21 protein-coding genes are annotated in these 24,473 nt (G+C 57.3%); 14 read left to right on the top strand and 7 right to left on the bottom strand.

The window, feature by feature from the left end; translation table 11 throughout:
- The 4 genes from NITLEN_RS13910 to NITLEN_RS13895 form a co-directional block, all read right to left on the bottom strand.
- Positions 1-1,866 carry a transketolase gene (locus NITLEN_RS13910; protein WP_121990238.1) on the bottom strand — a complete coding sequence of 622 codons (1,866 nt, stop codon included), beginning with the start codon at positions 1,864-1,866 and terminating at the stop codon, positions 1-3.
- A gap of 202 nt (positions 1,867-2,068) precedes the next feature.
- Positions 2,069-2,434 (bottom strand): fibronectin type III domain-containing protein, encoded by a 366-nt coding sequence (locus NITLEN_RS18905; RefSeq protein WP_181416872.1) that lies wholly within the window; start codon positions 2,432-2,434, stop codon positions 2,069-2,071.
- 479 nt (positions 2,435-2,913) lie between these two features.
- A complete protein-coding gene (locus NITLEN_RS13900) occupies positions 2,914-3,747 on the bottom strand; it encodes a sulfite exporter TauE/SafE family protein (RefSeq protein ID WP_121990236.1) in 834 nt (277 codons plus the stop codon).
- A 2-nt stretch (positions 3,748-3,749) separates the two neighbouring features.
- The gene (locus tag NITLEN_RS13895; RefSeq protein WP_181416871.1) at positions 3,750-4,184 is read right to left on the bottom strand and encodes an RrF2 family transcriptional regulator; all 435 of its coding nucleotides are present in this window, start codon (positions 4,182-4,184) and stop codon (positions 3,750-3,752) included.
- Positions 4,185-4,461: 277 nt separating this feature from the next.
- Here NITLEN_RS13895 and NITLEN_RS13890 point away from each other — a divergent pair, with 277 nt between their 5' ends.
- From NITLEN_RS13890 to NITLEN_RS13835, 12 genes are all read left to right on the top strand, one after another.
- Entirely contained in the window at positions 4,462-5,382 is a 921-nt protein-coding gene (locus NITLEN_RS13890) for a glycine--tRNA ligase subunit alpha (RefSeq protein WP_121990234.1), read from the top strand.
- A gap of 18 nt (positions 5,383-5,400) precedes the next feature.
- Complete coding sequence (gene glyS, locus NITLEN_RS13885) at positions 5,401-7,584, top strand: glycine--tRNA ligase subunit beta (protein WP_121990233.1); 2,184 nt, start codon at positions 5,401-5,403, stop codon at positions 7,582-7,584.
- 15 nt (positions 7,585-7,599) lie between these two features.
- Positions 7,600-8,109 (top strand): hypothetical protein, encoded by a 510-nt coding sequence (locus tag NITLEN_RS13880; protein ID WP_121990232.1) that lies wholly within the window; start codon positions 7,600-7,602, stop codon positions 8,107-8,109.
- Between the two features lie 31 nt (positions 8,110-8,140).
- Entirely contained in the window at positions 8,141-11,008 is a 2,868-nt protein-coding gene (gene ppdK, locus NITLEN_RS13875) for a pyruvate, phosphate dikinase (protein WP_121990231.1), read from the top strand.
- Positions 11,005-12,123: a bifunctional diaminohydroxyphosphoribosylaminopyrimidine deaminase/5-amino-6-(5-phosphoribosylamino)uracil reductase RibD gene (ribD, locus tag NITLEN_RS13870; protein ID WP_245924491.1), complete on the top strand. Its 1,119-nt coding sequence runs from the start codon at positions 11,005-11,007 to the stop codon at positions 12,121-12,123. The genes ppdK and ribD overlap by 4 nt, the downstream gene beginning before the upstream one ends.
- A 487-nt stretch (positions 12,124-12,610) precedes the next feature.
- The gene (locus tag NITLEN_RS13865) at positions 12,611-13,747 is read left to right on the top strand and encodes a carboxylesterase family protein (RefSeq protein WP_245924490.1); all 1,137 of its coding nucleotides are present in this window, start codon (positions 12,611-12,613) and stop codon (positions 13,745-13,747) included.
- Complete coding sequence (locus tag NITLEN_RS13860) at positions 13,744-14,535, top strand: hypothetical protein (RefSeq protein WP_121990229.1); 792 nt, start codon at positions 13,744-13,746, stop codon at positions 14,533-14,535. Before NITLEN_RS13865 ends, NITLEN_RS13860 begins: the two co-directional genes overlap by 4 nt.
- Positions 14,532-15,701 (top strand): MFS transporter, encoded by a 1,170-nt coding sequence (locus NITLEN_RS13855; RefSeq protein WP_121990228.1) that lies wholly within the window; start codon positions 14,532-14,534, stop codon positions 15,699-15,701. The genes NITLEN_RS13860 and NITLEN_RS13855 overlap by 4 nt, the downstream gene beginning before the upstream one ends.
- A 60-nt stretch (positions 15,702-15,761) precedes the next feature.
- Positions 15,762-16,418, top strand: coding sequence for a riboflavin synthase (locus tag NITLEN_RS13850; RefSeq protein ID WP_121990227.1), 657 nt, complete (start codon positions 15,762-15,764; stop codon positions 16,416-16,418).
- A 128-nt stretch (positions 16,419-16,546) separates the two neighbouring features.
- On the top strand, positions 16,547-17,488 hold the full coding sequence (locus NITLEN_RS13845) for a TIR domain-containing protein (RefSeq protein WP_121990226.1): 942 nt from the start codon (positions 16,547-16,549) through the stop codon (positions 17,486-17,488).
- 12 nt (positions 17,489-17,500) lie between these two features.
- Positions 17,501-18,202, top strand: coding sequence for an adenylate/guanylate cyclase domain-containing protein (locus NITLEN_RS13840; protein ID WP_121990225.1), 702 nt, complete (start codon positions 17,501-17,503; stop codon positions 18,200-18,202).
- Positions 18,203-18,324: 122 nt separating this feature from the next.
- Positions 18,325-19,056, top strand: coding sequence for an abortive infection system antitoxin AbiGi family protein (locus NITLEN_RS13835; RefSeq protein WP_121990224.1), 732 nt, complete (start codon positions 18,325-18,327; stop codon positions 19,054-19,056).
- A gap of 342 nt (positions 19,057-19,398) precedes the next feature.
- Here the strand turns inward: NITLEN_RS13835 and NITLEN_RS13830 are convergent, their stop codons facing one another.
- Complete coding sequence (locus NITLEN_RS13830) at positions 19,399-19,869, bottom strand: IPT/TIG domain-containing protein (protein WP_146216195.1); 471 nt, start codon at positions 19,867-19,869, stop codon at positions 19,399-19,401.
- A gap of 176 nt (positions 19,870-20,045) precedes the next feature.
- Entirely contained in the window at positions 20,046-21,935 is a 1,890-nt protein-coding gene (gene acs, locus NITLEN_RS13825) for an acetate--CoA ligase (protein WP_121990222.1), read from the bottom strand.
- A gap of 226 nt (positions 21,936-22,161) precedes the next feature.
- Between acs and NITLEN_RS13820 the strand changes: the two genes are divergently transcribed.
- Positions 22,162-23,526 carry a caspase family protein gene (locus NITLEN_RS13820; RefSeq protein WP_181416869.1) on the top strand — a complete coding sequence of 455 codons (1,365 nt, stop codon included), beginning with the start codon at positions 22,162-22,164 and terminating at the stop codon, positions 23,524-23,526.
- Between the two features lie 10 nt (positions 23,527-23,536).
- Here NITLEN_RS13820 and NITLEN_RS18175 read toward each other — a convergent pair whose 3' ends face one another.
- Positions 23,537-23,707, bottom strand: coding sequence for a hypothetical protein (locus tag NITLEN_RS18175; protein WP_181416868.1), 171 nt, complete (start codon positions 23,705-23,707; stop codon positions 23,537-23,539).
- 178 nt (positions 23,708-23,885) lie between these two features.
- On the opposite strand from NITLEN_RS18175, the gene NITLEN_RS13815 reads away from it, so the two are divergent.
- Positions 23,886-24,452: an LPP20 family lipoprotein gene (locus tag NITLEN_RS13815; protein ID WP_121990220.1), complete on the top strand. Its 567-nt coding sequence runs from the start codon at positions 23,886-23,888 to the stop codon at positions 24,450-24,452.
- Positions 24,453-24,473 lie beyond the last annotated feature (21 nt).

Below are 24,473 nucleotides of genomic sequence, written 5' to 3'. Positions count from 1 at the left end.
TTACTTGATGATTTGTCTGGTCGCTTCGACAATGGATCGCGCTCCGATGCCAAAATGATCGACGAGTTCATCGGGCTTGCCGCTATGGGGAATCACTCGGACGGCGAGCTTATGGACCTTCACGCCTTCCGCGCTGACTGCGCTCAGGACGGCATCGCCGAGCCCGCCGTGGGCGTAGTGGTCTTCTACGGTGAGGAGACGTCCGTGAGTGGCGCGCGCACTGGCGATGAGGGTGGCCTGGTCGATGGGCGCGATGCTGTAGAGGTCGATGACGCGCACGGCGATGCCTGCAGCTTTCAATTGATCGTAGGCTTTGAGGGCTTCAAACAATGTCACGCCGGCGGCCACGATCGTGAGGGCATCGTCAGCGCTTTGGCGGATGACTTTACTGCCTCCGATAGGAAAGGTTTCTTCCGGTCCATAGAGTACCGTGGATTTCGGGCGTCCGGCACGGATGTAGACCATCCCTTTGTGGTTGGCGGCGGCTTCGACGAGTCGATAGGTGCAGGTCGCATCCGATGGATAGAGCACAATGACGCCGGGCTGTGCCGCCATCATGGCAATATCTTCAAGCCCCATTTGCGACGGGCCGTCTTCGCCGATGCTGACACCGACGTGGGTGCCGACCAGCTTGATGTTGGATTGACTGATGGCGGCCATCCGAATGAAGTCGTAGGCGCGCGTAAAGAAGGCGGCAAAGGTGGCGACGAAGGGAACTTTTCCGCAGGCGGCGAACCCAGCAGCCGCACCCACCATGTTCTGCTCGGCGATGAAGTTTTCAAGGAATCGATTCGGAAACTTCTTGCCGAACTTGTCCGTATAGGTAGAGTTTTTAACGTCTGCATCCAGGCCGACGACAGAAGAGTTTGCGCTGCCCAATGCTTCGAAGGCCACGCCAAAGGCTTCGCGTGTGGCGGCGGCGTCGCCAACTTTATAGGGTGAAGGCGGAAGCGCAGTTTTTGTCGCCGGTGGGAGTGTGGCCGCGGCGGGCGGGTTGATGTGCACGGTCCCGTTGCCGGGTTTCAACTGCTTGGTCAATTCATCGATCGCCTTTTGAGTCTCTTCTCCTTTGGGGACCGGCTTCCCATGCCAATTGGGACTGTCTTCCATGAAGGAAAGGCCGTGCCCCTTGAACGTCTTCGCCAGCAAGACGGTTGGCTTCCCTTTTGTGCGGGCAGCCTCATCGAAGGCGGCAACGAGCGCGGCAATGTCATGACCGTCGACGACGATGGCATGCCAGCCGAATCCTGACCAGCGTGCGCGATAGCCTTCCATATTGTGTTGCAACATGGTGGGATCGCTTTGTCCAAGCCGGTTCACATCAATGATGGCGCAGAGATTGTCCAAGTTGTATTGCCGGGCCACTTCAGCCGCTTCCCAGTTTGATCCTTCGACGGATTCGCCATCGCCCATCAGGACGTAGGTCCGGTGGTCCAGTTTATCGATAGATTTCGCGTTGAGGGCAATGCCGATTCCAACGGGGAGTCCTTGCCCGAGCGATCCGGTGGCCATGTCGACGAATGGCAGGCGAGGCGTTGGGTGACCTTCGAGGTCCGATGCCAATGTTCGTAACTTCAAGAGGTCGCTCTTGGGAAACAATCCCGCTTCGGCCCAGGCTGCGTAGAGCAAGGGCGCGGCATGGCCTTTTGACAGGATGAATCGATCACTGTTCAGGGCTTTGGGGTTCTTCGGATCGTAGCGCATGACCGAGAAGAAGAGTGTCGCCACGATGTCGGCGGCGGAGCAGCAGCTGGATGGATGGCCGCTGGCCGCTTCAGATGTGGCTCGAACACTTTCGATCCGGAGTTGCGTGGCCTTGTTCTGGAGGGCATAGAGGGACTCTTGGGACAGGGCTGCACTGGCCATCGGAACTCCTTTCTGAAATTGAACGCGTAGTCGGTTGCCGGCACATGCTTCTCTACGTCAGAGATCGGCAGGAACGCGGCGGGACTTGAGGCTAACAAAACGATGGAAGGGAGTCAATGAAGAGCCCCACGCCGTTCTTGCTTGAGGCTCGGAGGGCTCCAGCAAGAACGGCGTGAATCAACCTATGGACGGATGGTTTTGGCTAGGCCTGAGAAGAGGGTGTCACGGTCGAGACTTCGCTAGAACAGTTGCTCTCGAGGCCATTGTAGGAACTGACCGTAAAGAAGTAGCGAGTGTTGGGCTGTAGGTTGGAAATCGTAGCACTCGGCGATTCGACAAATTGGGCCGATTCATACGAGCAGGAGCCCGCCTGCCCGGGAGATTGTCGTCCGTAGTGGACGTAGTACCCGATTATCGACGAATCCTGTATTGGGTTCCACGCAAGCGAGGCAGTCGGAAGTGCTGCGCTTGAGGACGATGAGACCGTGGGGGATCCTTCCCCGCCGCCGCCACAGCCGGTGAGTAGTGCGCAGATGGTCAATAAAATGCTGGTGGGCAAAATACGCATGGATGGGTTTCTCGATTCATCTCTCATGTAATAGGTTTCTTTCTGCTTGAAATTGAAGGCGAGAACTACAACCTCAGAATGTCGAACGGCGCGGGCTGTTCGTCAGAGGCGTTGAGCTAGCACTCAACGCCACAGCCGCCATGATGAGTAATATGAAGAGGATCATTATTGCCTACTTCCGTGTTGATGGAAGTGCTTTAAGCAAAACATAGGCCAAGAATAAATTGATCTCTATCTCAAGCGTCTCATTGATATTTTGAATGCAATCTCTTGTGTGCATAGCAAGATCAGTATGGTTTACCCTTCAGGTATGTGAGTGGCGTAACGGATTTTAATGACATGTATCCTGCAGAGAGTGTAGGCGTATCCCTTCACTTTCTGCATGTATTTTTCTGGATTGAGGTGTGACGACCTGACTGAATGCGAACGGTTGAGGTCTTAAGAAGTCGGTAGGATCTTGATTCGAGGCAATGGAAGATTCACGGAGCTGCGCGGCTTCGAAAATAGCGGTACAGGAGAAATGCATTGAGCAGAACGACGATCGAAAGAATGCTGTAGGTGGTGAAGGAGCTTGCGAGATTCAGTTCGACCAGCACTCGTGACAGTCCGAATCCGACGACGACGGCATCAAAGCTCATGCAGAGCCGCCGGAATGTTTCAGGATCCATCCAGCGGATCAAGAATGCGCCGAGCGGAATGCCCAGTAAGACGCTGGGCACGATGTAAGGCATGACCTTCATGCTCTCAACGCTGTAAAACCCGATGATGCCGTAGGCGATGGCGGTCAACGTCGCTTCAGCCACTCGGATCACGCCCAACGCCGCGCGAAAATCCTGTTTTTCATATCCCTGATTATTGAAGAGGAGCGCCAGCGGAGGGCCGGAAATGGTCGTGACGGAATAGAGCGTGCCGATGCCGACCCCGAAGGGGACACCGATGGCTTTTTCAGCTTTGATCGGTTTGCGGATGCCGGCGGCTTGCAGCAAAATCAATGGGAGCAGCATGAAGTAGGTGACGAATTTTACCCACGCCGGTTGCACCAGCGAGAGGATGTAGCTGCCGATGGCGACGCCCATGGCGAGGCCAATCAGGATGGGCACGACACGCCGGAAAATATTGGGGATGTTTTGCCGATTGAGAAAGAGGACATAGCTATTCAGAACTAGCTCGACGAGTACCATGGCGGGATTCAAAATACGATTGGTATAGAAGAGTAGGGCAACCGGCATGGTAATCGAGGAGAAGCCGTAGCCTATCGCGCCGTTGACGGTGGCGGCGACGAAGGTAATGAGAATGAGGACGATCAGATCCATGGTTATCCTCTGCGATGGCTTGCTGCAAAATCGTTGAGCGTACAATGATCGAGGATGCCGGCAATTGCATCGCGAACCGGTCCCATCACATGCTGGACCGGGCATTCGGCTTTGTCCGTGTAGGGGCAATCCCGGCACTTTTGATAGGCTGTTTTGCTCACACAGCCGATCGGGGCAAGAGGACCATCCAGGATGCGGATCACTTGACCGACGGTGATCTCTCCAGGGGGCTTGATAAGGGTATAGCCTCCCTTGAGACCGCGTCGGCTGGCCAGTAATCCCGCCCGCTTCAATGCCAGAAGGATTTGTTCTAAAAACTCGATCGGAATGTGCTGGCGCTTGGCAATTTGATGGCGCTGTAGTGTCGCTTGTTCGTAAGCAAGCGTGAGCTCAATCAGCGCTCGGAGTCCGTATTCGCTTTTCTTGGACAGCTTCACGCAGTGTCTTTCTAAAATGAATTGACTTAGTCAAGTTTAGCCACAGTAATGGAGGCCGATCAGATTCGTCAAGCTCCTCGTGCCTCGTACGCTTGAGAAGCTATTCAAATGTTGACTCGATACCTCGGTTCGTTTCTCTCTCAGAAATACGATGCAACTCTTTGATCCATGAGGGAATGTTGCTTGACAGCATGAAAGCATTCTTGTTAGCTTGGCACGCTATTTTTCTCAGGCAGCAACTGATGAGTCTTCTCTAGAATCAATCATTGGACCTCGCGTGAATTATCAGGACCTCATTCTGACGTTAAGCAGGTTTTGGGCGGATCGAGGCTGCGTCATTCAGCAGCCGTACGATATGGAAATGGGGGCCGGAACCTTTCATCCGGCCACCTTTCTGCGTTCCCTCGGTCCGGAACCTTGGCGGGCTGCCTATCCGCAACCCTGCCGTCGCCCTACGGATGGCCGCTACGGGGAAAATCCCAACCGCATGCAGCATTACTATCAGTACCAGGTGGTGCTGAAGCCGGCTCCCGACGATATCCAAGAATTGTATCTTGAGAGTCTCGCTCAATTAGGCATCAATCCCAAACAGCACGACATCCGATTTATCCAAGATGACTGGGAGTCCCCCACGCTCGGGGCCTGGGGGTTGGGGTGGGAAGTCCGCTTGGATGGGATGGAGATTACCCAGTTCACCTATTTCCAAGAAATCGGCGGGATCGAGCTGGCGCCCATTACGGGCGAGATCACCTACGGCACGGAACGCATCGCTATGTATCTGCAGCAGGTGAACAACGTCTATGACCTGGCCTGGACCGATCAGATCAAGTACGGCGATATCCATCACGAGACCGAAGTGCAGGGCTCTCGCTACAACTTTGAAGAAGGCGATGTGACGATGTTGATGCAAGCGTTTCAAGCGCACGAGGCCGAGTGTAAGCGGTTGCTTGCGCAGACCGAGAAGCGCTTGACGTTGCCAGCCTACGATTACTGCATCAAGTCATCGCATGTATTCAACATGCTCGACGCGCGCGGCGCGATCAGCGTGGCGGAGCGGACCGGTTACATCGCACGGGTGCGCGCGCTGGCCCGGCAATGCGCGGAACGGTACATCGAAGAACGGGCTGCCATGGGGCACCCCCTCATGGCTCGTGCGACAGCGCCGGGGATTCAACGCACCAGTCGCACGCGATCTTAACTGTTTGAGAAATTGTCTATGCCGAAAGCTCAGAAACCATCTCGCGTCACGGGATCCACGAAGAAGAGTAGCGGGCGGTCTGCTCCGGCAACCGCAGAGTTGCTGCTGGAGATCGGTGTTGAAGAACTGCCCTATCAATTTATCAGCCCCGCACTGGCCCGCTTAAAAGAGTCCGCCGAGCAGTTACTCTCAGAACAGCGACTGACGTTTCAGGCTGTCCGCACACTTGGAACTCCTCGACGGTTGACGCTGGTGGTCGAAGGACTGCTCACGCAACAAGCTTCCGTCATGAAGGAGGCCATGGGGCCGTCAAAGGCCGTCGCGTTCGATCAGGCGGGGCAACCGACCAGAGCCGCAGTCGGCTTCGCCGCCGGGCAGGGTGTGGCGATTCAGGATTTGGAAGTTCGGCAGACGCCGAAAGGCGAGTATCTCTTTGCGGTGAAGCGCGAGGATGGGCGTCCATCCAAAGTCGTCCTGATGGAACTCTTGCCGCAACTGGTGGGCAAGCTGACTTTCCCGAAGGCCATGAAGTGGAACGACGCGGGCGTGCGCTTTGCCCGGCCGGTACGATGGCTGGTTGCCCTCTTCGGCGGTACGGTCCTTCCGATTGAGGCCGCAGGAATCAAGGCGGGGAACCGGACTCGGGGCCATCGGGTGCTGGGCGCGAAGCACGGGGTGGTCGTTCGGGATAGCGCGACGTATGTGAAGGCGCTGGCGAAAGAAGGCGTCATTCCTGATCCTGGGTGCCGCCGAGCGATTATCTCTGAGCAAGTTGCGACATTGTGCGAGAAAACGGGATTTGTGCTCAATCAAGATGACGCGTTGCTCGATCAGGCCGTGTATACGACGGAATGGCCGTGCGCCATCATCGGGTCGTTTAAGGACCTGTATCTAGACGTCCCGGAAGAGATTCTGATCACCTCGATGAAAGAGCACCAGGGGTTTTTCTCGCTTCGTCACAAGACGGCCGGGAAGCTGGTGGCGCATTTCATTGCGGTGGCCAACAATCGAGTCAAGGACATGAGCCTCATCCGTGAAGGCAATGAACGGGTGTTGGCGGCGCGATTGGCCGATGCCAAGTTCTTCTATGACAATGACCGGACGATTAAGCTGGAAGATCGGGTTGGCAAACTCGACGGAGTGACCTTTCATCAGAAAATCGGGACCATGGGGCAGAAGCAGGCGCGTATCGCCGCGCTGGCGGCTTCGCTTGCTCGACTGGCCGGTCTGGACGACTCTGTGGTGAAGGGCTGCGAGCGGGCGGGCGCGTTGTGCAAGGCTGATCTGTTGACCGGTATCGTCGGAGAGTTTCCCGAATTGCAGGGCGTGATGGGCGGGTATTATGCGCGGCACGACGGGGAAGCGCCGGCGGTGTGCCAGGCGATTCTTCAGCACTATCGACCCCAGTCGATGGAGGGCGCCATTCCAGAATCCATCGAAGGGCAGGTCTTATCGCTGGCCGATCGTTTGGACAGCCTCGCGTCGTTTTTTCATGTCGGCATGGTGCCGACCGGCTCCGAAGATCCCTTTGCGTTGCGTCGTCATGCCACGGCAGTGGTGCGCATTCTCTTGGAAGGCGGCGTTCGATTGAACCTGGGCCGTGCGATCAGCGAAGCGCGGGCCATTGTGGCGGCGGCGGGAATCAAGGCTGGTTCAGCGCCGGGCGATGGCCAGCAGCGGCTGGTCGACTTCGCGTTCGAACGCGTCCGTCACTACGCCCGTACCGTCCATGGGTTGAGGGATGATGTCGTGAATGCCGTCGTGAGTGTGACCGATCGTCAGTCATTCGATCTGCGAGATCTCCTGGCCAAAATGCAGGCGTTGCAGGCGGTGACCAGCCGACCGGAGTTCGATCCGTTGATCGTGGGATTCAAGCGCGCCCATCGGCTGGTTGAAAAAGAGCAGTGGGATCGTCAGCCGGTCGTCTCAACAGTCTTTCAAGACGCCGCTGAGTCCGCCCTTCATAAGGCGGTTTCCGAAGAGCGAGGCCGAATGGAGAGTTCGATGCAGGCGAGCGACTACGGCAGGGCGCTGGAATCGCTGGTGTGTCTGAAGCCGGCTATCGACGCCTTCTTTGCCGCGGTGATGGTGAACGCCGACGACAAAGCCGTGCGCAGCAATCGGCTCTCGCTCTTGAAGGGGGTGGATGAGCTCTTCATGTCGTTCGCGGACTTTTCCCAGATTGTGGTACAAGGGAGTTAGTTGAGGCATGGCCTTATGGTGCAGGATTTCCCATCGCAGGTTGACCTGTCCGCACCGGGGAATGCTGCGCTGCGTTCCACCCGTGTGCAGCGGTATGCGCGGGTCATCACGATTGTCCTGATCGTACTATGCAACGGGATTTTCCTGTTCGGCATGTGGGCGAGCGGCGTCAACCTGGATGAGTTGGTCAACACACAGGATCAGTTTAATCCTCAAAATGACGTGTGCCTGCGTCTCAGTTGGCAGCGTCTCGCCGGATCGACTGAGCCCATCCGTCTCTGCTCCGAATGGATCAATCTCTCGGATCCGACAGGCAGGCCTCATGTGCTGGACAAAAACACCAAAGTACGGCAGGGTTCCGATGGGCGCTATTATGTGGACCAGGGCATCAAAGCCGATTATCGTCTCATGGGATTTGTCGGATTTGTCGCGGCGGTCATCGCTTTCGGGATGTTGATGCGGCGGTATCTGGTCAATCGGTATCGGTTGCAACTTGAGTTGGCTGCAGACAGACCAGTCGTCTAGGTTCAGTGGTCGATCGCAAAGGAGAGCAGGCGTGGCAAAGAAATACGTGTACTACTTCGGAGATGGCAAGGCAGAAGGCACGTCCAACATGAAAGAATTGCTGGGCGGCAAAGGCGCGGGTCTGGCCGAGATGACCAACCTGGGCATTTCCGTGCCTCCGGGATTCACCATTACCACAGAGGCCTGTGTCGAGTACTACAAGCTGGGGAAGAAGTATCCGCCCGGGATGTGGGAGACGGCGTTGGCGTCGCTCAAGCGCGTGGAGCGGTCGATGGGCATGGGATTCGGCGACCCGGAGCGGCCCCTGCTGGTCTCCGTGCGTTCCGGTGCGCGCGCGTCGATGCCGGGGATGATGGATACCGTGCTCAACGTCGGCCTGACGCTCAAAACGGTCGAAGGTCTGGCGGCCAAGACGAAGAACGAACGGTTCGCGCAGGACAGCTATCGCCGGTTCATCACGATGTTCGGCAGTATCGTCATGGGTGTGCCGCGCGAACATTTCGAAGCGATTCTGAATCACAAAAAAGAAGAAATGGGTGTGAAGCACGAGACACAGCTCGATGCGCGCGCGTTGCGCGATCTCGTGGAGCGCTTTAAGTCGCTGGTCAAGGAAGAGACAGGCAAAGGGTTTCCGGACGATCCGAATGAACAGCTGAAGCTGGCGATCGACGCGGTGTTTTCCTCCTGGAACGGCGCGCGTGCCATCACGTACCGTCGGTTGAACGGTATTCCGGATCATTGGGGCACGGCGATCAACGTCGTGGCCATGGTCTTCGGGAACATGGGCGACACCAGCGGCACCGGCGTAGCGTTTACGCGCGACCCCAACACGGGTGAGCGGAAGTTCTTCGGTGAGTGCCTGATGAATGCGCAAGGCGAAGATGTGGTGGCTGGAATCCGGACGCCGTTGCCGGTCACGGAACTCGGCCGGACGGTGCCTCCTGCCTACAAAGAATTGGAACATACCTATAAGCGGTTAGAGAAGCATTACCGCGACATGCTCGACCTGGAATTTACGATCCAGGAGGGCAAGCTCTATATGTTGCAGACGCGCGTTGGGAAACGGACCGGCATTTCCGCCGTGCGGATCGCCGTCGAGATGGTTAAAGAGGGTTTGATCACCAAGCGCGAGGCGGTGCAGCGAGTCGGTCCGGATCAGCTTGCGCAGTATCTCTATCCGATCTTCGATACCCAGGCTGAAGCGGGTTCGACTCCGTTGGGCAAGGGCCTGCCGGCCGGTCCCGGTGCGGCGGCGGGAAAGATTGCGTTGACGCCGGATCGCGCTGTTGAGATGAAGGCGGCCGGGCAGCGGGTCGTGTTGGTCCGTGACGAAACCAGTCCCGACGATATTCATGGCATGAACGCCGCGACTGGGTTTGTGACGGCGCGCGGCGGGATGACCTCGCATGCGGCGGTCGTGGCGCGACAGATGGGCAAAGTGTGCGTGGCCGGATGCGAAGCCGTCGAAGTCATCGACAATCAATCGGTGCGCATCGGTTCGAAAGTGTTTCGTGAAGGCGACTATCTGTCGGTGAACGGTTCCACCGGCAATGTCTATGACGGCGATATTCCCGTCATGGAATCCGAGATCATTCAGGTGGTGCAGGGAAAGCTGGATGCGAAGAAGTCGCAGAAGTATCAGCTGTTCTCGACGATTCTTTCCTGGGCGGACAGTGTGCGGACGATGAAGGTGCGGGCGAATGCCGACGTGCCGGATCAAGCCAAGATTGCCCGGGGATTCGGAGCCGAGGGGATCGGACTCTGCCGCACGGAACATATGTTCTTCGCCGAAGACCGTATTTCGATCATGCAGAAGATGATTTTGGCCCGGACGAAAGAAGATCGGGAAAAGTATCTGGAGCAGTTGTTGCCGCTGCAGAAGCAAGACTTCATCGGCCTCTATCGTGAGATGGAGGGATTCCCGGTCACCATTCGCTTGCTTGATCCGCCGCTGCATGAGTTCTTGCCGAAGCGTGAAGAGCTGATGGTGGAAATCGCCCAGCTGGAATTGACCGGCAAGGACGGGGCGAAGCTGGAGGAACAGCGGCGCTTGCTCGCTCGCGTCGAAGAGTTGCATGAATTCAATCCGATGCTGGGGCTGCGCGGCTGCCGGCTCGGCATTACGATGCCGGAGATCACGCGCATGCAGGCGCGCGCCATTATCGAGGCGGCCTGTGAGCTGGCCAAGGAAGGCAAGAAAATCGTTCCGGAGATCATGATTCCGTTGGTGGGCATGGTGGCGGAAATGAAGTCGCAGAAGGATCTTATCCGCGAAGTCGCGCAAGAGACCATGAAGCGATTCAATGTAAAGCTGTCGTATCTCGTCGGGACCATGATCGAATTACCTCGCGCCGCCGTGACCGCCGAACGGATTGCGGAAGAGGCTGAGTTCTTCTCGTTCGGGACGAACGATCTTACCCAGACGACCTTCGGATTCTCCCGCGACGATGCCGCGAAGTTCATCGACTACTATCGAACCGTGAAGATCATGGATGCGGATCCGTTTGCCACGCTTGATCGTGAGGGGGTGGGGTCGTTGATGAAGACGGCGATCAGCGGCGGGCGCAAGTCACGGCCGGGGATCAAGCTCGGGATCTGCGGCGAACACGGCGGCGATCCGAGTTCCGTCGAGTTCTGCCATCAGCTCGGGTTGGACTATGTGAGTTGTTCGCCGTTTCGCGTGGCCATTGCTCGGCTGGCGGCGGCTCAGGCGGCGATTGCCGAAGGCGATGCGAAAGCCACGGTGAAGAAAGCCATTCCGGCGCGGGCAAAAGCCGTCACCGTCGTGAAGGCCGCGCGTCGTACCAAGTCGACCAAACCGGCGAAGGCCGTGAAGAAGGCTGTGAAGGCCACAAAGGCATCGCGCCGTTCGTCTTCAACCACCCGCAAGAAACGGTGACCGTCCGCACGCACGATCTCCACTATATGACGCTGGCCCTTCGCCTTGCGGCGAAGGGCCTCGGTAAGACCAGCCCCAACCCGATGGTTGGGGCCATCGTCGTCTCCAACGGCCGTATTGTCGGCCAAGCCTATCATCACGCGGCGGGCCAGCCCCATGCCGAAGTGCTCGCGCTTCGACAGGCCGGATCTCTGGCGCGCGGCGCCACGCTCTACGTGACGCTTGAACCCTGCAGCCATCTGAAGAAACGCACCCCTCCTTGCGTGCCGGCGGTGATTCAATCCGGCGTGCATCGCGTTGTGGTCGCCATGCGCGACCCCAATCCGGCGGTCAGCGGGAAAGGCATTGCGCAACTACGTCGTGCCGGGCTGTCCGTCACGGTCGGCGTGGCAAGACCGGATGCGGAGGCGCTGAATCGGGCCTATTGCCACTGGATTGTCAGCAAGCGACCCTACGTGACGCTCAAGGCGGGAATGACCTTGGATGGGCAGATCGCGACGGCGCGCGGGGAGTCCAAGTGGATTACGGGATTGCAATCGCGGCAGGAGGTTCACCGGCTGCGCAGTTCGGTGGATGCCGTGATTGTGGGGATCGGCACAGTGCTGAACGATAACCCGTCCTTGACGGCGCGCAGACCGCCTGGTCTCACGGCCCTGGCTGCGACCCAGCCGACGAGGATGGTGGTCGATAGCTCTTTGCGTATCGCGCGCTCAGCGAAAATTCTCACACAACAGTCGAGTTCGAAGACGATCATCGCGACGACGAAGGCTGCACCGCAAGCCCGACGCCGGGCACTAGAGCGACAGGGCATCGAAGTACTGGTGCTGCCGAGTCCGGGTGGACGCGTATCACTCAAGCATCTCCTGACTGTCTTGGGACAGCGCGGGATGGTATCGGTGATGGTCGAGGGGGGCGGAGAGTTGAATGCCGCGTTCCTCAGATCCAAGCTGGTGAATCATGTTCAGCTGTATGTAGCGCCGACTCTCTTGGGTGGGACGCAATCAAAGGGCGTCATCGGAGGCGCGAGTCCGCGTCGGCTGGCTGATGCCTGGAAATTGAAACAGGTGCGTACCAGGGTGCTCGGAACGGATGTCGTCGTCGAAGGCGATGTCTAAGGGGTGCTTCCGAGTTTCGTGTGAGGGCCATTCCAGCTTCTCCCCCTCCTTCGTAAGGAGGGGCGAGGGGAGGTCGAGTCTTCCGGCTGCCGTGCGGGCAGGTGAGGTCGTACGGCGTCGCAACCCAAGAAACTCTACCCCTCCTTGCCTCCCCTTACAAAGGGGAGGAACCGGAAGAGATGGTGATTTTGCAGCGATCAGCGTTCACTCCTTCGTGAGAAGAGGCCGAGGGATGGCCTGTCCACAAGCTGAGGCCACAGAGGATGCGTGACCCATTTGATATCCGAAGGCGACCTATGATGCAGCCATGACGAATTCCTCTACGATCAGACGTGCGATACGGTCTGTGTGTCTTCTGCTGGTCTGGTGTTGTCTTGCGGCAGGGGGAGCGTCGGTAGGGTTTGCTGAGCCTCAGCCCGCGAGTCAGCCTCTCGCAGCCGACATCTTTGCATATCTCGACGAAGCGGATAGCACGAAGGCGGAAGTGATGCTGCAACGACTACTCGCCAATCCTGACACGACGATCGACCAGGTCAGCCGCGCTATCCAGACCGGGCGAACCTATCCGGCCATGCCGGTTGGAACCATGGCGGATGAACAGATCGTGGTGCGCGAACGGACCTACCACTATGCGCTCTCGGTTCCACTGACGTATCAGCCCGGCAAGGGGTATGGGCTGGTGGTCTGTCTGCACGGGGCGGGCTTTTCCGGCGACGCGTATCTTGAGCGATGGCAGCATCGCTTAGGCGATGACTATCTCCTGGTCTGTCCGACCTATCCCTCAGGCGCCTGGTTTACCAGACAGGCGGAAGATCTCGTGCTTGCCGTTATCGAGCGAGTGCAGGCGCAGTATCACGTCGATCCGGACCGGGTGTTTCTGACGGGCATGTCGAACGGCGGGATCGGAACCTGGTTGATCGGCATGCACCATGCCCAGCGCTTCGCCGGTCTGGCTCCAATGGCGAGCGGTCTCGACAGTGTTCTCCTGCCGTTCCTTGCCAATCTGCGGACCACGCCGGTCTACATCATTCATGGCGCGAAAGATCAGGTCATGCCGGTGGAATTGAGCCGGACGATCTCGCGTGAGCTGGCGGCGATCGGCTATCCGCATATCTATCGTGAGCATGAGCGCGAACATCCCATGGCCGGCGGTCATTTCTTTCCTCGTGAGGAGTTACCCGATCTGGTGAGCTGGTTCAATGCCCAGCATCGAACCCCCGTGCCGACAGCGCTGACGGTGATCCGCGAGGCCAGCCACTTTCAACCGTTCGGTTGGGTGCGGATTGATGCCACTGATCCGATCGCTGCCTTTGCGGACGATTTGGTGTCCAAGCGCGATGAGTTGACCAGGAAAAAACGCTACGCCCGGCTTGATGTTTCCGTGGCCGCGCCCAATCGCATCGAAGTTGAGACAGGGCTCGTCCAACGCTATACGCTGTTTCTGAACGATCAACTGGTGGATGTCTCCAAGCCGGTCACGGTCGTGACGAACAAGCAGGTCTCGTTCGAAGGCATGGTGACGTCGACGGTCGAGACGCTCCTACGGCAGGCGCGGGCGCGTAAAGATTCCCGGCAGCTCTTTACGGTGCAGCTGGCCATTCAGGTGTCGAACCCTGCGCCATGAGCAGGGTCGCTGTCATTGGAATTTGCGTCGCGCTTGTGCTCGCGAGCTTGCTGCCGACGCGCGCGCAAGCGGAATCCTGTCACATCGCTCCGCAACATGCCGGCGTCACGTTTCCTGTCGAGCGTATCGATGCGGCGTGGGTCTGCCGTCTTCAGCCGATCATCGATGGGTTTACCACTGCCAATAAAGTCGGGCCGATTCAGACGCCATTGCAGGAATCGGTCTACCTGTACTTGTTGGATCGTCCGCCGCTCGCGGCCGCGCTCGTGAACCGGCTTGATTTAGGGCTGTATAAGGCCGAGACGCGGGGGCCCGGCCGCTATTGGGGAGATGACGGCGAAGGGACGGTGGGATTGGTCGAGCTGGTCTATCAAGATTCACGGCATCGTCTGTATTATCTGGAAGGGGCACATCACAGTACGCTGTTGCCGCACGTAACCGGCAAGGCCGTCGTGATGCTCAGCATGGAGACAGTAAACGATGCGGCCGGGCAGGAGGCCGTCGAAACGACGCTGGTGTCCTACACCAGACTGGACAATCGTGTGCTGGCCGGACTTGTGTCGTTGCTGCGTCCGCTGGTCGGGCGCACAGTCTCTCGCAAGCTGATGAAGGGGGTAGATGCAGTGAATCGGCTGGGAACGGAAATGCGGCGGCATCCCGATCGCGTCCTCTTTGAGGCCATGGATCCGCCGCCATTGCCGTCTGAGGACGTGGCCTTCTTAAAACAGGCGCTGGCGGGTATGCCTCGGACCGGCAGCATCCATGAAAAGGAGCCGGCATCACGATGACGTCATCGCGCAGCTTTCTTCTGCTCTGTACCGTCGGAATCTTTTGCTTCATCAGCTACAACATGGTGCGTATGCCGGTGCTGGCCTTGTTCGCCGAGCATCTCGGCGCAGGCCCCGAGCGGATCGGGCTCATCGTGTCGGTGTCGACCTTGACCGGCGTGTTGCTCAAACTGCCTTCCGGCGCCTTGTCCGACATCTATGGCCGGAGATTTCTGCTGCGCATCGGAGTTGTGGCCTTCGGCCTGCCGCCGTTTCTCTATCTCTTCATCACGGATCTGAATAGCTTAACGGCGTTGCGATTCGTGCACGGGTTGGCGACGGCCATCTTTGCCCCGACCGCGCTGGCGACCGTCGCGGAACTCTATCGTGAGCGCCGGGGGGCGGCGCTGGGAACCTACACGGCTTGCACACAGTCGGGGGCGTTGCTCGGGCCGTTTATCGGCGGATATCTCGCCCATGTTGCCGGGTTCGATGCGGCATTCATCACAGCCGGCGTCTGTGGTTGTATCGCAATCGTGTTGTTTTACAGTTTGCATCTGGAGGTAGCGACGCCGCGCGTAGTGCAGAAAGGCCTGCGACCGCTGCTGGCGGAGATGTGGAAGGGATTCGCTATCGTGGCGCGGAACCGCAAGGTGCTGATCACCAGCGCGACCGACGGCGCCAAGATGATCGCTAACGGCGCGCTCATGGCGTTCCTTCCGCTCTATGGACTGACCGTGGGATTGAATCCCGGCGAGGTCGGGCTGTTGTTCAGTGTCCAGGCCGGCACATCCTTCTTCTCCAAGCCGATCATGGGGCGCGTGTCCGATCGGGTGGGGCGGCAGCCCCTGATTATCATTGGCCTCTTGATCTGCGCTGCCACGTTCGTCTGTATGCCGCATGTCTCCATCTTTGCCGTCCTACTGTTACTGTCTGCCGGATTCGGATTCGGCGAAGCCGTCGTGTCGTCCTCCTCATCCGCCTTCGTAGCGGATAGTTCGGAGTTCAAGACGCTGGGTGCCGGGATGGGCATGCAGGGCACCATCGGCGACATCGGCCACGCGAGTGGGCCGTTGCTGGCCGGCATTCTGATTGCCAATATGAGCTATGCTGGCGCCTTCACGATCATCGCGAGCCTGCAAGTCGCCGCCGCCGTGATGTTTTGGGTAACGATGAGGAATCGATAAGCCGATGCTATAATGACGCCGCGAGCAGCGATTGTTGCACATCATCATGAGGAAAGACTGATGTTCACCGGCATTGTCGAAGAAATGGGCGCAGTGATTTCGTTGGAGAAAACGCTGGCCGGGACGAGGATGACGCTGCTGGCGTCGACCGTGATGAGCGATCTCAAGATCGGCGATAGTGTGAGTGTGAACGGAATCTGCCTCACGGCGATTTCTAAAAGCGACAGCAGTTTTTCGGTGGAAGTGTCTCCTGAGACGCTCTCAGTCACGACGCTGGGCCTGCTTACGGCAGGCACGCCGGTGAATCTTGAACGGGCCATGAAACTGAGTGAGCGTATCGGCGGGCATCTGGTCGCCGGGCACGTCGATGGCGTCGGCACGATTCGCAGCCGGCAGCAAGACGGGAATGCCGTGATCTTCACCATCGAAGCGCCACAAGACATTCTGCGCTACTGCGTCGTGAAGGGCTCGATCACTGTCGATGGCATCAGCCTCACGATCAACGATGTCACCAATCACGGATTCTCCATCGCCATCATTCCGCACACCGCCAAAGTGACGACGTTAGGTCTCAAGCAGGTCAACGATCCCGTCAATCTCGAATCCGACCTCATCGGCAAATACGTCGAACGTCTGCTCCAAGAGCGTGGACAAGTCGCACCAAAGCCGACTCCTGTCATCGACAAAGACTATCTCCAGAAGCGGGGATTGATCTGAAGTTTGAAGGGGCCATAGTGGCGCGGTATACGGACAGAAATAGGCAGACCCGGCTCTTATGCGGATCGGCCTAAACATTGTTAGACCGCAGTCGTGGTTCTCACTGTGGTTCCCAATATTGAGGTGCTGTGGCTAGACCAGCTAAGCGGTCCCCCTCCGAGAAATGGCCAAAGTTCAGTGGCAGCGCTGGCAAACGGCGGCTACTAGAGAGCCTTCGCGCCCAGCCACTAATTTCAGGTGACAGTAAGCTAGCCATAAAGGCTGCCGCGGCTGGCGAGATTCAGAGGCATTCAACTGGCGACGTGCTTCTGAAGCAGGGCGACCAAGACAATGACATCCTCCTGATACTATCAGGGCAGGTTTCTATCACGGTTAACGGTCGAACACTGGCGGTTAGGGCTGCGGGAACTCACGTGGGCGAAATGGCGCTTGTCGACCCTCTCATGAAGCGGAGTGCAACCGTCCGCGCCACTGAGGATACAGTTACGCTGAAGCTGAGCGAGCAGAAATTCTCGAGCATCGCAGAGAGGCATCCCGCTCTCTGGCGCCGGGTGGCGGCCGAAGTGGCTAGGCGCTTGAGAGAGCGAAGCAAGTTCCTACGAGAACCCCACGCCCAGCCTGTAGTCTTCATTGGGTCATCTTCCGAAGCCCTGACCTGTGCAGAAGAGGTCCTTAGGCAGCTCTCAAGGCACCCGCTGATTCCGCGCCTCTGGACGCAAGGAGTCTTCGAAGCTTCAAAGACTGCCATTGAGAGCCTCGTTGCTTTGGCAAACGAGGCAGACTTTGCGGTCCTTCCCCTGACGGCGGACGATGTAACCATTTCGAGAGGAAAGAGGAAACCATCCCCTCGCGACAACATCGTGTTCGAGATTGGCTTATTAATGGGTGCGCTTGGGCGTGAGCGAGTGTACATTCTTAAGCCAAAGAAGCTCGATATCCGTGTCCCCTCGGACTTGCTTGGCCTCACGATGATCGAATATTCGAAAGGTGGCCCGACTCCCCTTTCCAAACGTTTGAAGAAGCCATGCAACACCATATGGCAGGCTGTGCAGGCTGCCGGACCACGATAGGATTGCAATACTATGGCAACAGCTAAAGAGCTTCAGGCAGAGGTGGCTGCCATTCTCGCCACCAAATGGCAGCGAAGAGATGGGACCGTTGTTCCGGATACCTCCAACATCAAGCTTGGAAATGATGCAGCGGATTTGGACGGTACAGTCCTCTATGCCGACTTGGCCGATTCCACTGGCCTCGTAAACAATTATAAGGATTGGTTCGCTGCGGAGGTATACAAGGCCTATCTCGTCGTGGCCTCTCGAATCATTCGGAACAACGGTGGTGAGATCACGGCCTTCGACGGGGATAGAGTAATGGCCGTATTTCTCGGCAACACTAAGAACACGAACGCAGCTCGTACAGGCTTGCAAATCAATTGGGCCGTGTCCCAGGTGATTAACCCTGCACTAAAGGTCGCTTATTCCAATTCCAGCTTTCAGCTCAAACAGAGGGTTGGAATTGATTCGAGCAAGCTTATGGTCGCGAGGACGGGGATCCGAGGCTCCAATGACCTTGTTTGGGTGGGCCGTGCGGCCAATTATGCCGCCAAGCTGGCGGCCCTGAGTGATACCACCTACCCCACCGTGATAACTGATACCGTGTTCGCTCGCCTGTCAGAGGAAACGAAGCTAGGCGGTAGTAACAAGCAACCGATGTGGGAGAAGACTCTCTGGACGGAAACAGGACTCGCTATTTATCGGTCAAACTGGACATGGTCTATTGCCTAACCCAGGATTGCTGCCTAGCTAGCGCATGACAATACAAAGGGATCAGACCCCTTAATACCCTCCCGGTAGAAATGGGCAGATCCGGTTCTTATGCGGATCCGCCAAAACATTGTTAGGCACCTATGAGATCAAGAGGGTACGTTAGCAATGAGTTGGTCCATTGGACCGGACGTGAGAAAAGTGATGCTGAAGCCTTCGCGATTCTGCGAGCGATTTGTAGTGAGGAAATTTTGCGTCTTAGCTACTGCCCAAACCATGTCAACGCAGGTTATCGCAAAGAATCTGCGATGGTGTGCTTTACGGATATCCCGCTAAGACACAGCCGCGAGCATTGCTCGAAATTCGGCAGATTCGGAATTGGATTCAGTAAGTCCAGAATGATCGAATACGGGGCGAATCCAGTCCACTACACCACGAGAGCTCACTTCGAAAAGATCGTACACGTTGCCCGTATGCTCGAACGTATGAAGGATAGTGAGAAGGATCGTGAATGGAAAGAAGATGGTGAACCGTACTCCTTCACTGAAAATGAAACCGTGGCTTTGCTGGAAGTGGGTGAATTCCTTCAGGAGTATGCGTATAAGAATGAAGATCACTCGAGCTACGTAACGTACTATCAACGAGAGTGGCGGCTTACCTTCAATTCTCTTCCATTCGCCGGCGGAACTTCGGAACATCGGCCGGGCATGAGTTGCTTTTACATTCGTGACGGTAAGTCGTATCGGGTTTTCAAATTCTCGCCCGATGACATCGAATTTCTGATTGTGCCTTGGCGCTACTATCTGAAATCCAGACAACTAGCAAAGCGGTATGGCTACAAAGTTAAGTGCTATGAGTTGCACGTCGGCACCTAATAATCAAGGCGACGCGAACCTTTGCAAGCAGGCTTTACCCGCTCGCTTGCCCGCTTGATTGCAACGTTGGACGACTGTCGGTGGGGCTGCTCTGCTCTGCTCCTGTAACTGTTGGGCACAATTGGCGAAACAAAGAAGGTTTCTCTTTGCTCTAACTACTTGCAGGGAAGGACAAACGGGGACTGCCTGAAAAATCTGGGTGTGTGTTTAGATAGATATGCCTGCCAAGCCACTTTGCGAGTCCGAACCAAAAAGCTTCCTGGAAAGTGCGGGCTAGCGCGGGACTAGTGCCCCGTTCTCAACCTTGTGCCTGGTTAAGAACGGGGATCCAATCTTAATCGCTTATTTCATCAAAAACGTTTTTGAGACTTCGCCCGATGCGGTTGTGACGGTGAGCATCGCCAGGCCTTTGCGTCCGCCACTGGGGACGGTTGCGGAAATCTTGCTGTCGCTCTCGATTTTGAATGTGGCGGCGTGGCCTGGCCCGAAAGAAACACTGCGCAGGCAATCGCTGTTTCCAAAGTTCGTTCCCGTAATGGTCACCTTGTCGCCGGCCTTACCCTCATCCGGGCTGACTTTGTCGATGCTGGGTGCCATGCCGAAGCAGGTCGGAGCTTTTCCGGCAGTCTCGGCGCTCTGATATTTCGCGCCGGTGGCCGGCGCCTTTTTCGCGGTTGACTTTGTGGCGGCTGAGGGTTTGGATTTTGCTGTCGGTTTTTCAGGTTCTGCAGAATAGCTTGGCCCGCTGAGGGCGATCCCCAGACTCAGTACAGCAAATAGAAACACTCCTCCCATTAGACTTCGATTTCGCATGATGGTCTCCTCGTGTATGAGAGCTCACCAGGGGGTGAGCCATCGGTGTGCGGGGTGGACTGCAGCCGCACTTGTGGCGGCGGATCGGAACGGCTTGTCGTTTAGTGGCGTGGATGGACGTTCAGTCTTCTTCCATTCTGGTGATTTGAGGCCTCCAAGGCCTGTCTTTGCTGATGCTACTCCTCGATCGTCGAAATATCCCCTGGGTCCTGTCCGAGTTCCTTGGCCTTCAGGACGCGCCGCATAATTTTCCCTGAACGGGTCTTGGGGAGTGACTGCACAATATCGATTTCTGACGGCACGCCGATCTTTCCCAGCTCTTTCATCACTTGATCTTTGATCGATTGAATCAAGGCCGGGCTTTCGATCTCGCCTTGTTTCAAAATAATGAAGGCCTTGATGGATTCGCCCACGGTTTTGTGGGGTTTGCCGATGACGGCCGCCTCGGCGACGGCATGATGACTCACCAGCGCGCTTTCGACTTCGGCGGTGCCGAGCCGGTTGCCTGCCACTTTGATCACGTCGTCCGCGCGGCCCATGAACCACATGTAGCCGTCGGCGTCTTTGTGGCAGACGTCGCCGGCGGTGTAGCAGTTCGGGATGGTGTTCCAGTAGGTCTTGTAGCGCTCCGGATCTTTGTAGATGGTGCGCATCATGGAGGGCCAGGGTTTCTTGATGACGGCAAATCCGCCGGCATTGGCGGGAAGACTGTTGCCTTCACGATCCACGACATCGGCTTCAATCCCAAGGAACGGGCGCGTGGCAGAGCCGGGCTTCAAGGGGACCGTCGGTAGGGGCGTAATCAGGATTGAGCCGGTTTCTGTCTGCCACCAGGTATCCATGATTGGTTTGTCGCCGCCGGTGACGCGGTGGAACCATTCCCAGGCTTCCGGATTGATCGGTTCGCCGACGCTGCCGAGGATGCGCAAGGTTGAGAGATCGTACTTCTTGGGCCAGTCTTCTCCATAGCGCATGAGCAGGCGGATCGCCGTCGGCGTCGTATAGAAAATCGAGACGCCATAGCGCTCGATCAAATCCCACCAGCGGCCTGGGTTCGGATAGTCCGGCTTGCCTTCGGCGGTGAGGATCGTCGCACCGTTCAGGAGCGGGCCGTAGACGATGTAGCTGTGACCGGTGACCCAGCCGGGATCGGCCACGCAGAAATACACATCGTCGTCCTTCAGGTCGAACACATATTTCGATGTGATGTAGGTGCCGACCATGTAGCCGCCGTGGACATGCACGACGCCTTTGGGTTTGCCGGTGGTGCCGGAGGTGTACAAGATATACAGCGGGTCTTCGGCGTCCAGCTTGACCGCTTCACATTCAGCGGATTCCCCCTTCAGCCATTCGTACCAATCAATCTCCTTGGGAGCGGCAAGCGAAACTTCCGGCTTCTGCCGGCGCACGACGATGACATGCTCGACCGTCGGGCAGGTTTTTAGGGCTTCGTCCACGACCGACTTGAGGGGAATGACTTTTCCGCGGTCGTAGCCGACATCGGCGGTGATGACCAAATGGGATTCCGCATCCTGGATGCGACTGGCCAGAGCCGGAGCGCTGAAACCGGAATAGACCACGCTATGGATCACGCCGATGCGGGCGCAGGCCAGCATGGCCACGATCTGTTCAGGAACTTTGGGGAGATAAATGGTGACGCGGTCGCCCTTCTTCAGTCCCAGCTTCTTGAGGGCATTGGCGCAGCGGTTGACCTGGCGATAGAGTTGCCCGTAGGTGAAGACGCGCTCGGTATCGTTCTCGCCGACCCAGATAACCGCGACTTTGTTCTTCCGGCCGTTTTTGACATGCCGATCAAGACAGTTATAGGAGATGTTGCAGGTGGCCCCCACAAACCATTTCGCGAAGGGGTAATTCCACTCCAGTACTTTGTTCCACGGCGTAAACCATTCGAGTTCCTTGGCGACTCCGCTCCAAAAGGCCTCGGGATCGGCTATCGATTTCTTATATTCGGTGTCGTAATCCTGAATATGGGCGGCGGCTTTGGTCTTGGCGCTGGGCTGGTAGGTTCGGCTTTCCTTCAATAGAGTCTCGATCTTCTCACTCATGACGCACACACCTCCTCGGTCGATAGCCGTCCCGGCACGGATAGGATGATTATGGAGAAAGGGGCCTTCCCCTGCAACCCATACATTTGTACGGGGATTGCCGCTGTGGCAACTGAGTCTTTGAAATGAACAGGTTGGCCTGGCCGATTCCTTGACAGCCGTCACGGCCCAAGGGTAGGCTCACTCAGAGCTGCTTATGCGAATATTTTGTCGATCGATCACCACTATGTTCACGAGAAATTTGTGTGCGAGAAGTCTTGGTCTCGGGCTGTTGTTGCTTGCCTGTTTGAGCGGATCGTCTCCTGCCTCTGCCCAGTTAGGAAAACCTGAGGGGCTTTACTATAGATCATGGGCCGTCGTCGTCGGGATCGAGCACTATTTGCTGGCACCATCAATTCCCGGAGCCTTGGCGGATGCCAAGACGATGGCTCAGGCATTTCGTCAGATGGGCTTCGACGAGGTGGTCGAGGTCTATGATAAGGATGCCAGCTTTCGCCATCTGCAGCAGCTCTTCTCGGACATGCTGCCGCGCAAGGTCGGGCGGATGGATCGTCTGGTGCTCTTCTACGTAGGTCATTCCGGCGTGACGCAAGATGCCGATGGGAAGGACCTCGGCTATCTGGTTCCATCGGATGCGCAGGTCAATAATGTCGCCAAGTCCATTACTTTCGACCAGCTCAAGGACTTTACCCGGCGTCTGGCGGCGAAACACACGCTGCTCATTCTTGATACGGCGGTCCGGGGCTGGGAAGCCACGGCGCCTCAGCAGTTGTCGCTCGAAGGCCGCTTATCCCCGGAGAACGACACGGAACGGCGGGCGATGCAGGTGATTACTGCGGGGGATAAGGGAGAAGTGTCTAAGCGTGTCGGAGATGCGAGTGTCTTTGTCAAAGCGCTGCTGGCTGGACTCCAGGGTGCGGCGGATCTGAACAAGAATGGCTGGCTGATGGCGTCTGAGTTGGGAGCCTATCTTGAGAAGGAAATTCCCGGCGTCACGCAGGGCCAACAACATCCGATATCCGCCAGACTGGACGGGGACGGCGATATCGTTCTCATCGAAGGGCGCAAGGCGGCGTTCGTCCTCGGCGCAGGGCCTCAGACGCCGGCTGAACGGCAACAGGCGGCACGGGCGCACTATGACCAGGCCTTTGCGTTGCTCCAGGAAGGGAAGCACGTCGATGAGGCTTTGGAGCGGCTGAACCGCTCGATTGAATTGAACCCGGAATTCGGCGATGCCTATGTGCTGAAAAGTTATCTCCGGTTGGAGGTCTTGCCCAATCTTGACGAGGCCTTGACCGCCGGCCAGCTGGCTGTTCAGCACGCACCCACGAACCCCGATTCGTACTACACACTGGGGTTGATCTATGAAAAACGAAGCCGTTTCCCTGAGGCTGAACAGGCGTTCTTGCAGGCGCTGAAGGTGAGTGCCGGTTACCAGGATGTCTATTTTTCGCTCGGCCTGCTCTATGCCGACCGTCTGAAGGATCAGGCGAAGTCCGTTGAGGCGTTTCGCCGGTATCTCGAGTTGGGCGGGACCGATTCCCGCGCGCGCGCGGCGGTGAGCCAGGCCGATACTCCATCAAAGCCCTAGCCCGAACCCCCTAGTCTTTCCCACCGCCCTTGAGATAGCCCAATCCGATCTTCAGCGCGCGTCTGGTAATTTCAGCCCAGCGCACTTGCGGATATTCTGCCAATACCGCGGCCGCTTTGGGGTCCTGAATATCCAAGCTGGCGATCTTAATAATGCCGTCTTCTATTTGAACATCGGCCACAGTGTGCGCCTCCCTAACAATCATCACGGAATGGTTTGAATCTGTGCTGTCTCGTCAACCGTTTCTGCCGCGTTGCGTTGACTGAAATAAGGTCGCATGCTAGCATGAATCCACGCGAATTTTCGAACCGTTTGAGTCTCCACGTCATCAATTCCCGTTATGCCTGAAGGAGGATCGCATGGCTACATCGCAAGGGCATTTTACGAGACTGGCCGGCACCGGGCTTGCCATTGTTCTCCTGGTCGGACTTGCCGCCTGCGGTGGCCCTCCAAAGTGGGTGCAAAATGGGTCGGGCGCGTTCAACGAGAAGGATAGCAAGGCCTTCTATGGGGTGGGGGCGGTGGTCGGTGTGCGGAACGAGCCATTGGCCTGGGATACGGCGGAAAATCGTGCGCGCGCTGAAATTGCCAAGACCTTTGAGACCTATACCGGGTACTTGATGAGAGATTATGCGGCATCGACAACCGCCGGCGATTTCACCAGAAACACGGAAGAGCAGAACGTCGAACGGGCGATCAAGACGGTCACGACGGCGACGCTGAGCGGCGTGCGGCCGATTGATCGGTATAAGGACGACAAGACCAATACCTATTATGTTCTGACCAAGCTGAACCTCGAGGAAATGAAGAACAACTTGGAGCAGGCGAAAGAGCTCAATGCGCAGGTGCGCGACTTTGTCAGGAAGAATGCCGACAAGATGTTCGATCGGCTGGAGAAAGAAGAAGACAAACGGTTAGCGCGATAACGTTTCGTGTGTCTCTTTCTT

This window comes from Nitrospira lenta, assembly GCF_900403705.1.
Taxonomy (GTDB): Bacteria; Nitrospirota; Nitrospiria; order Nitrospirales; family Nitrospiraceae; genus Nitrospira_D; species Nitrospira_D lenta.
The sequence above is the reverse complement of the archived record's forward strand: the minus strand, read 5'-3'. Positions and strand labels throughout refer to the sequence as shown.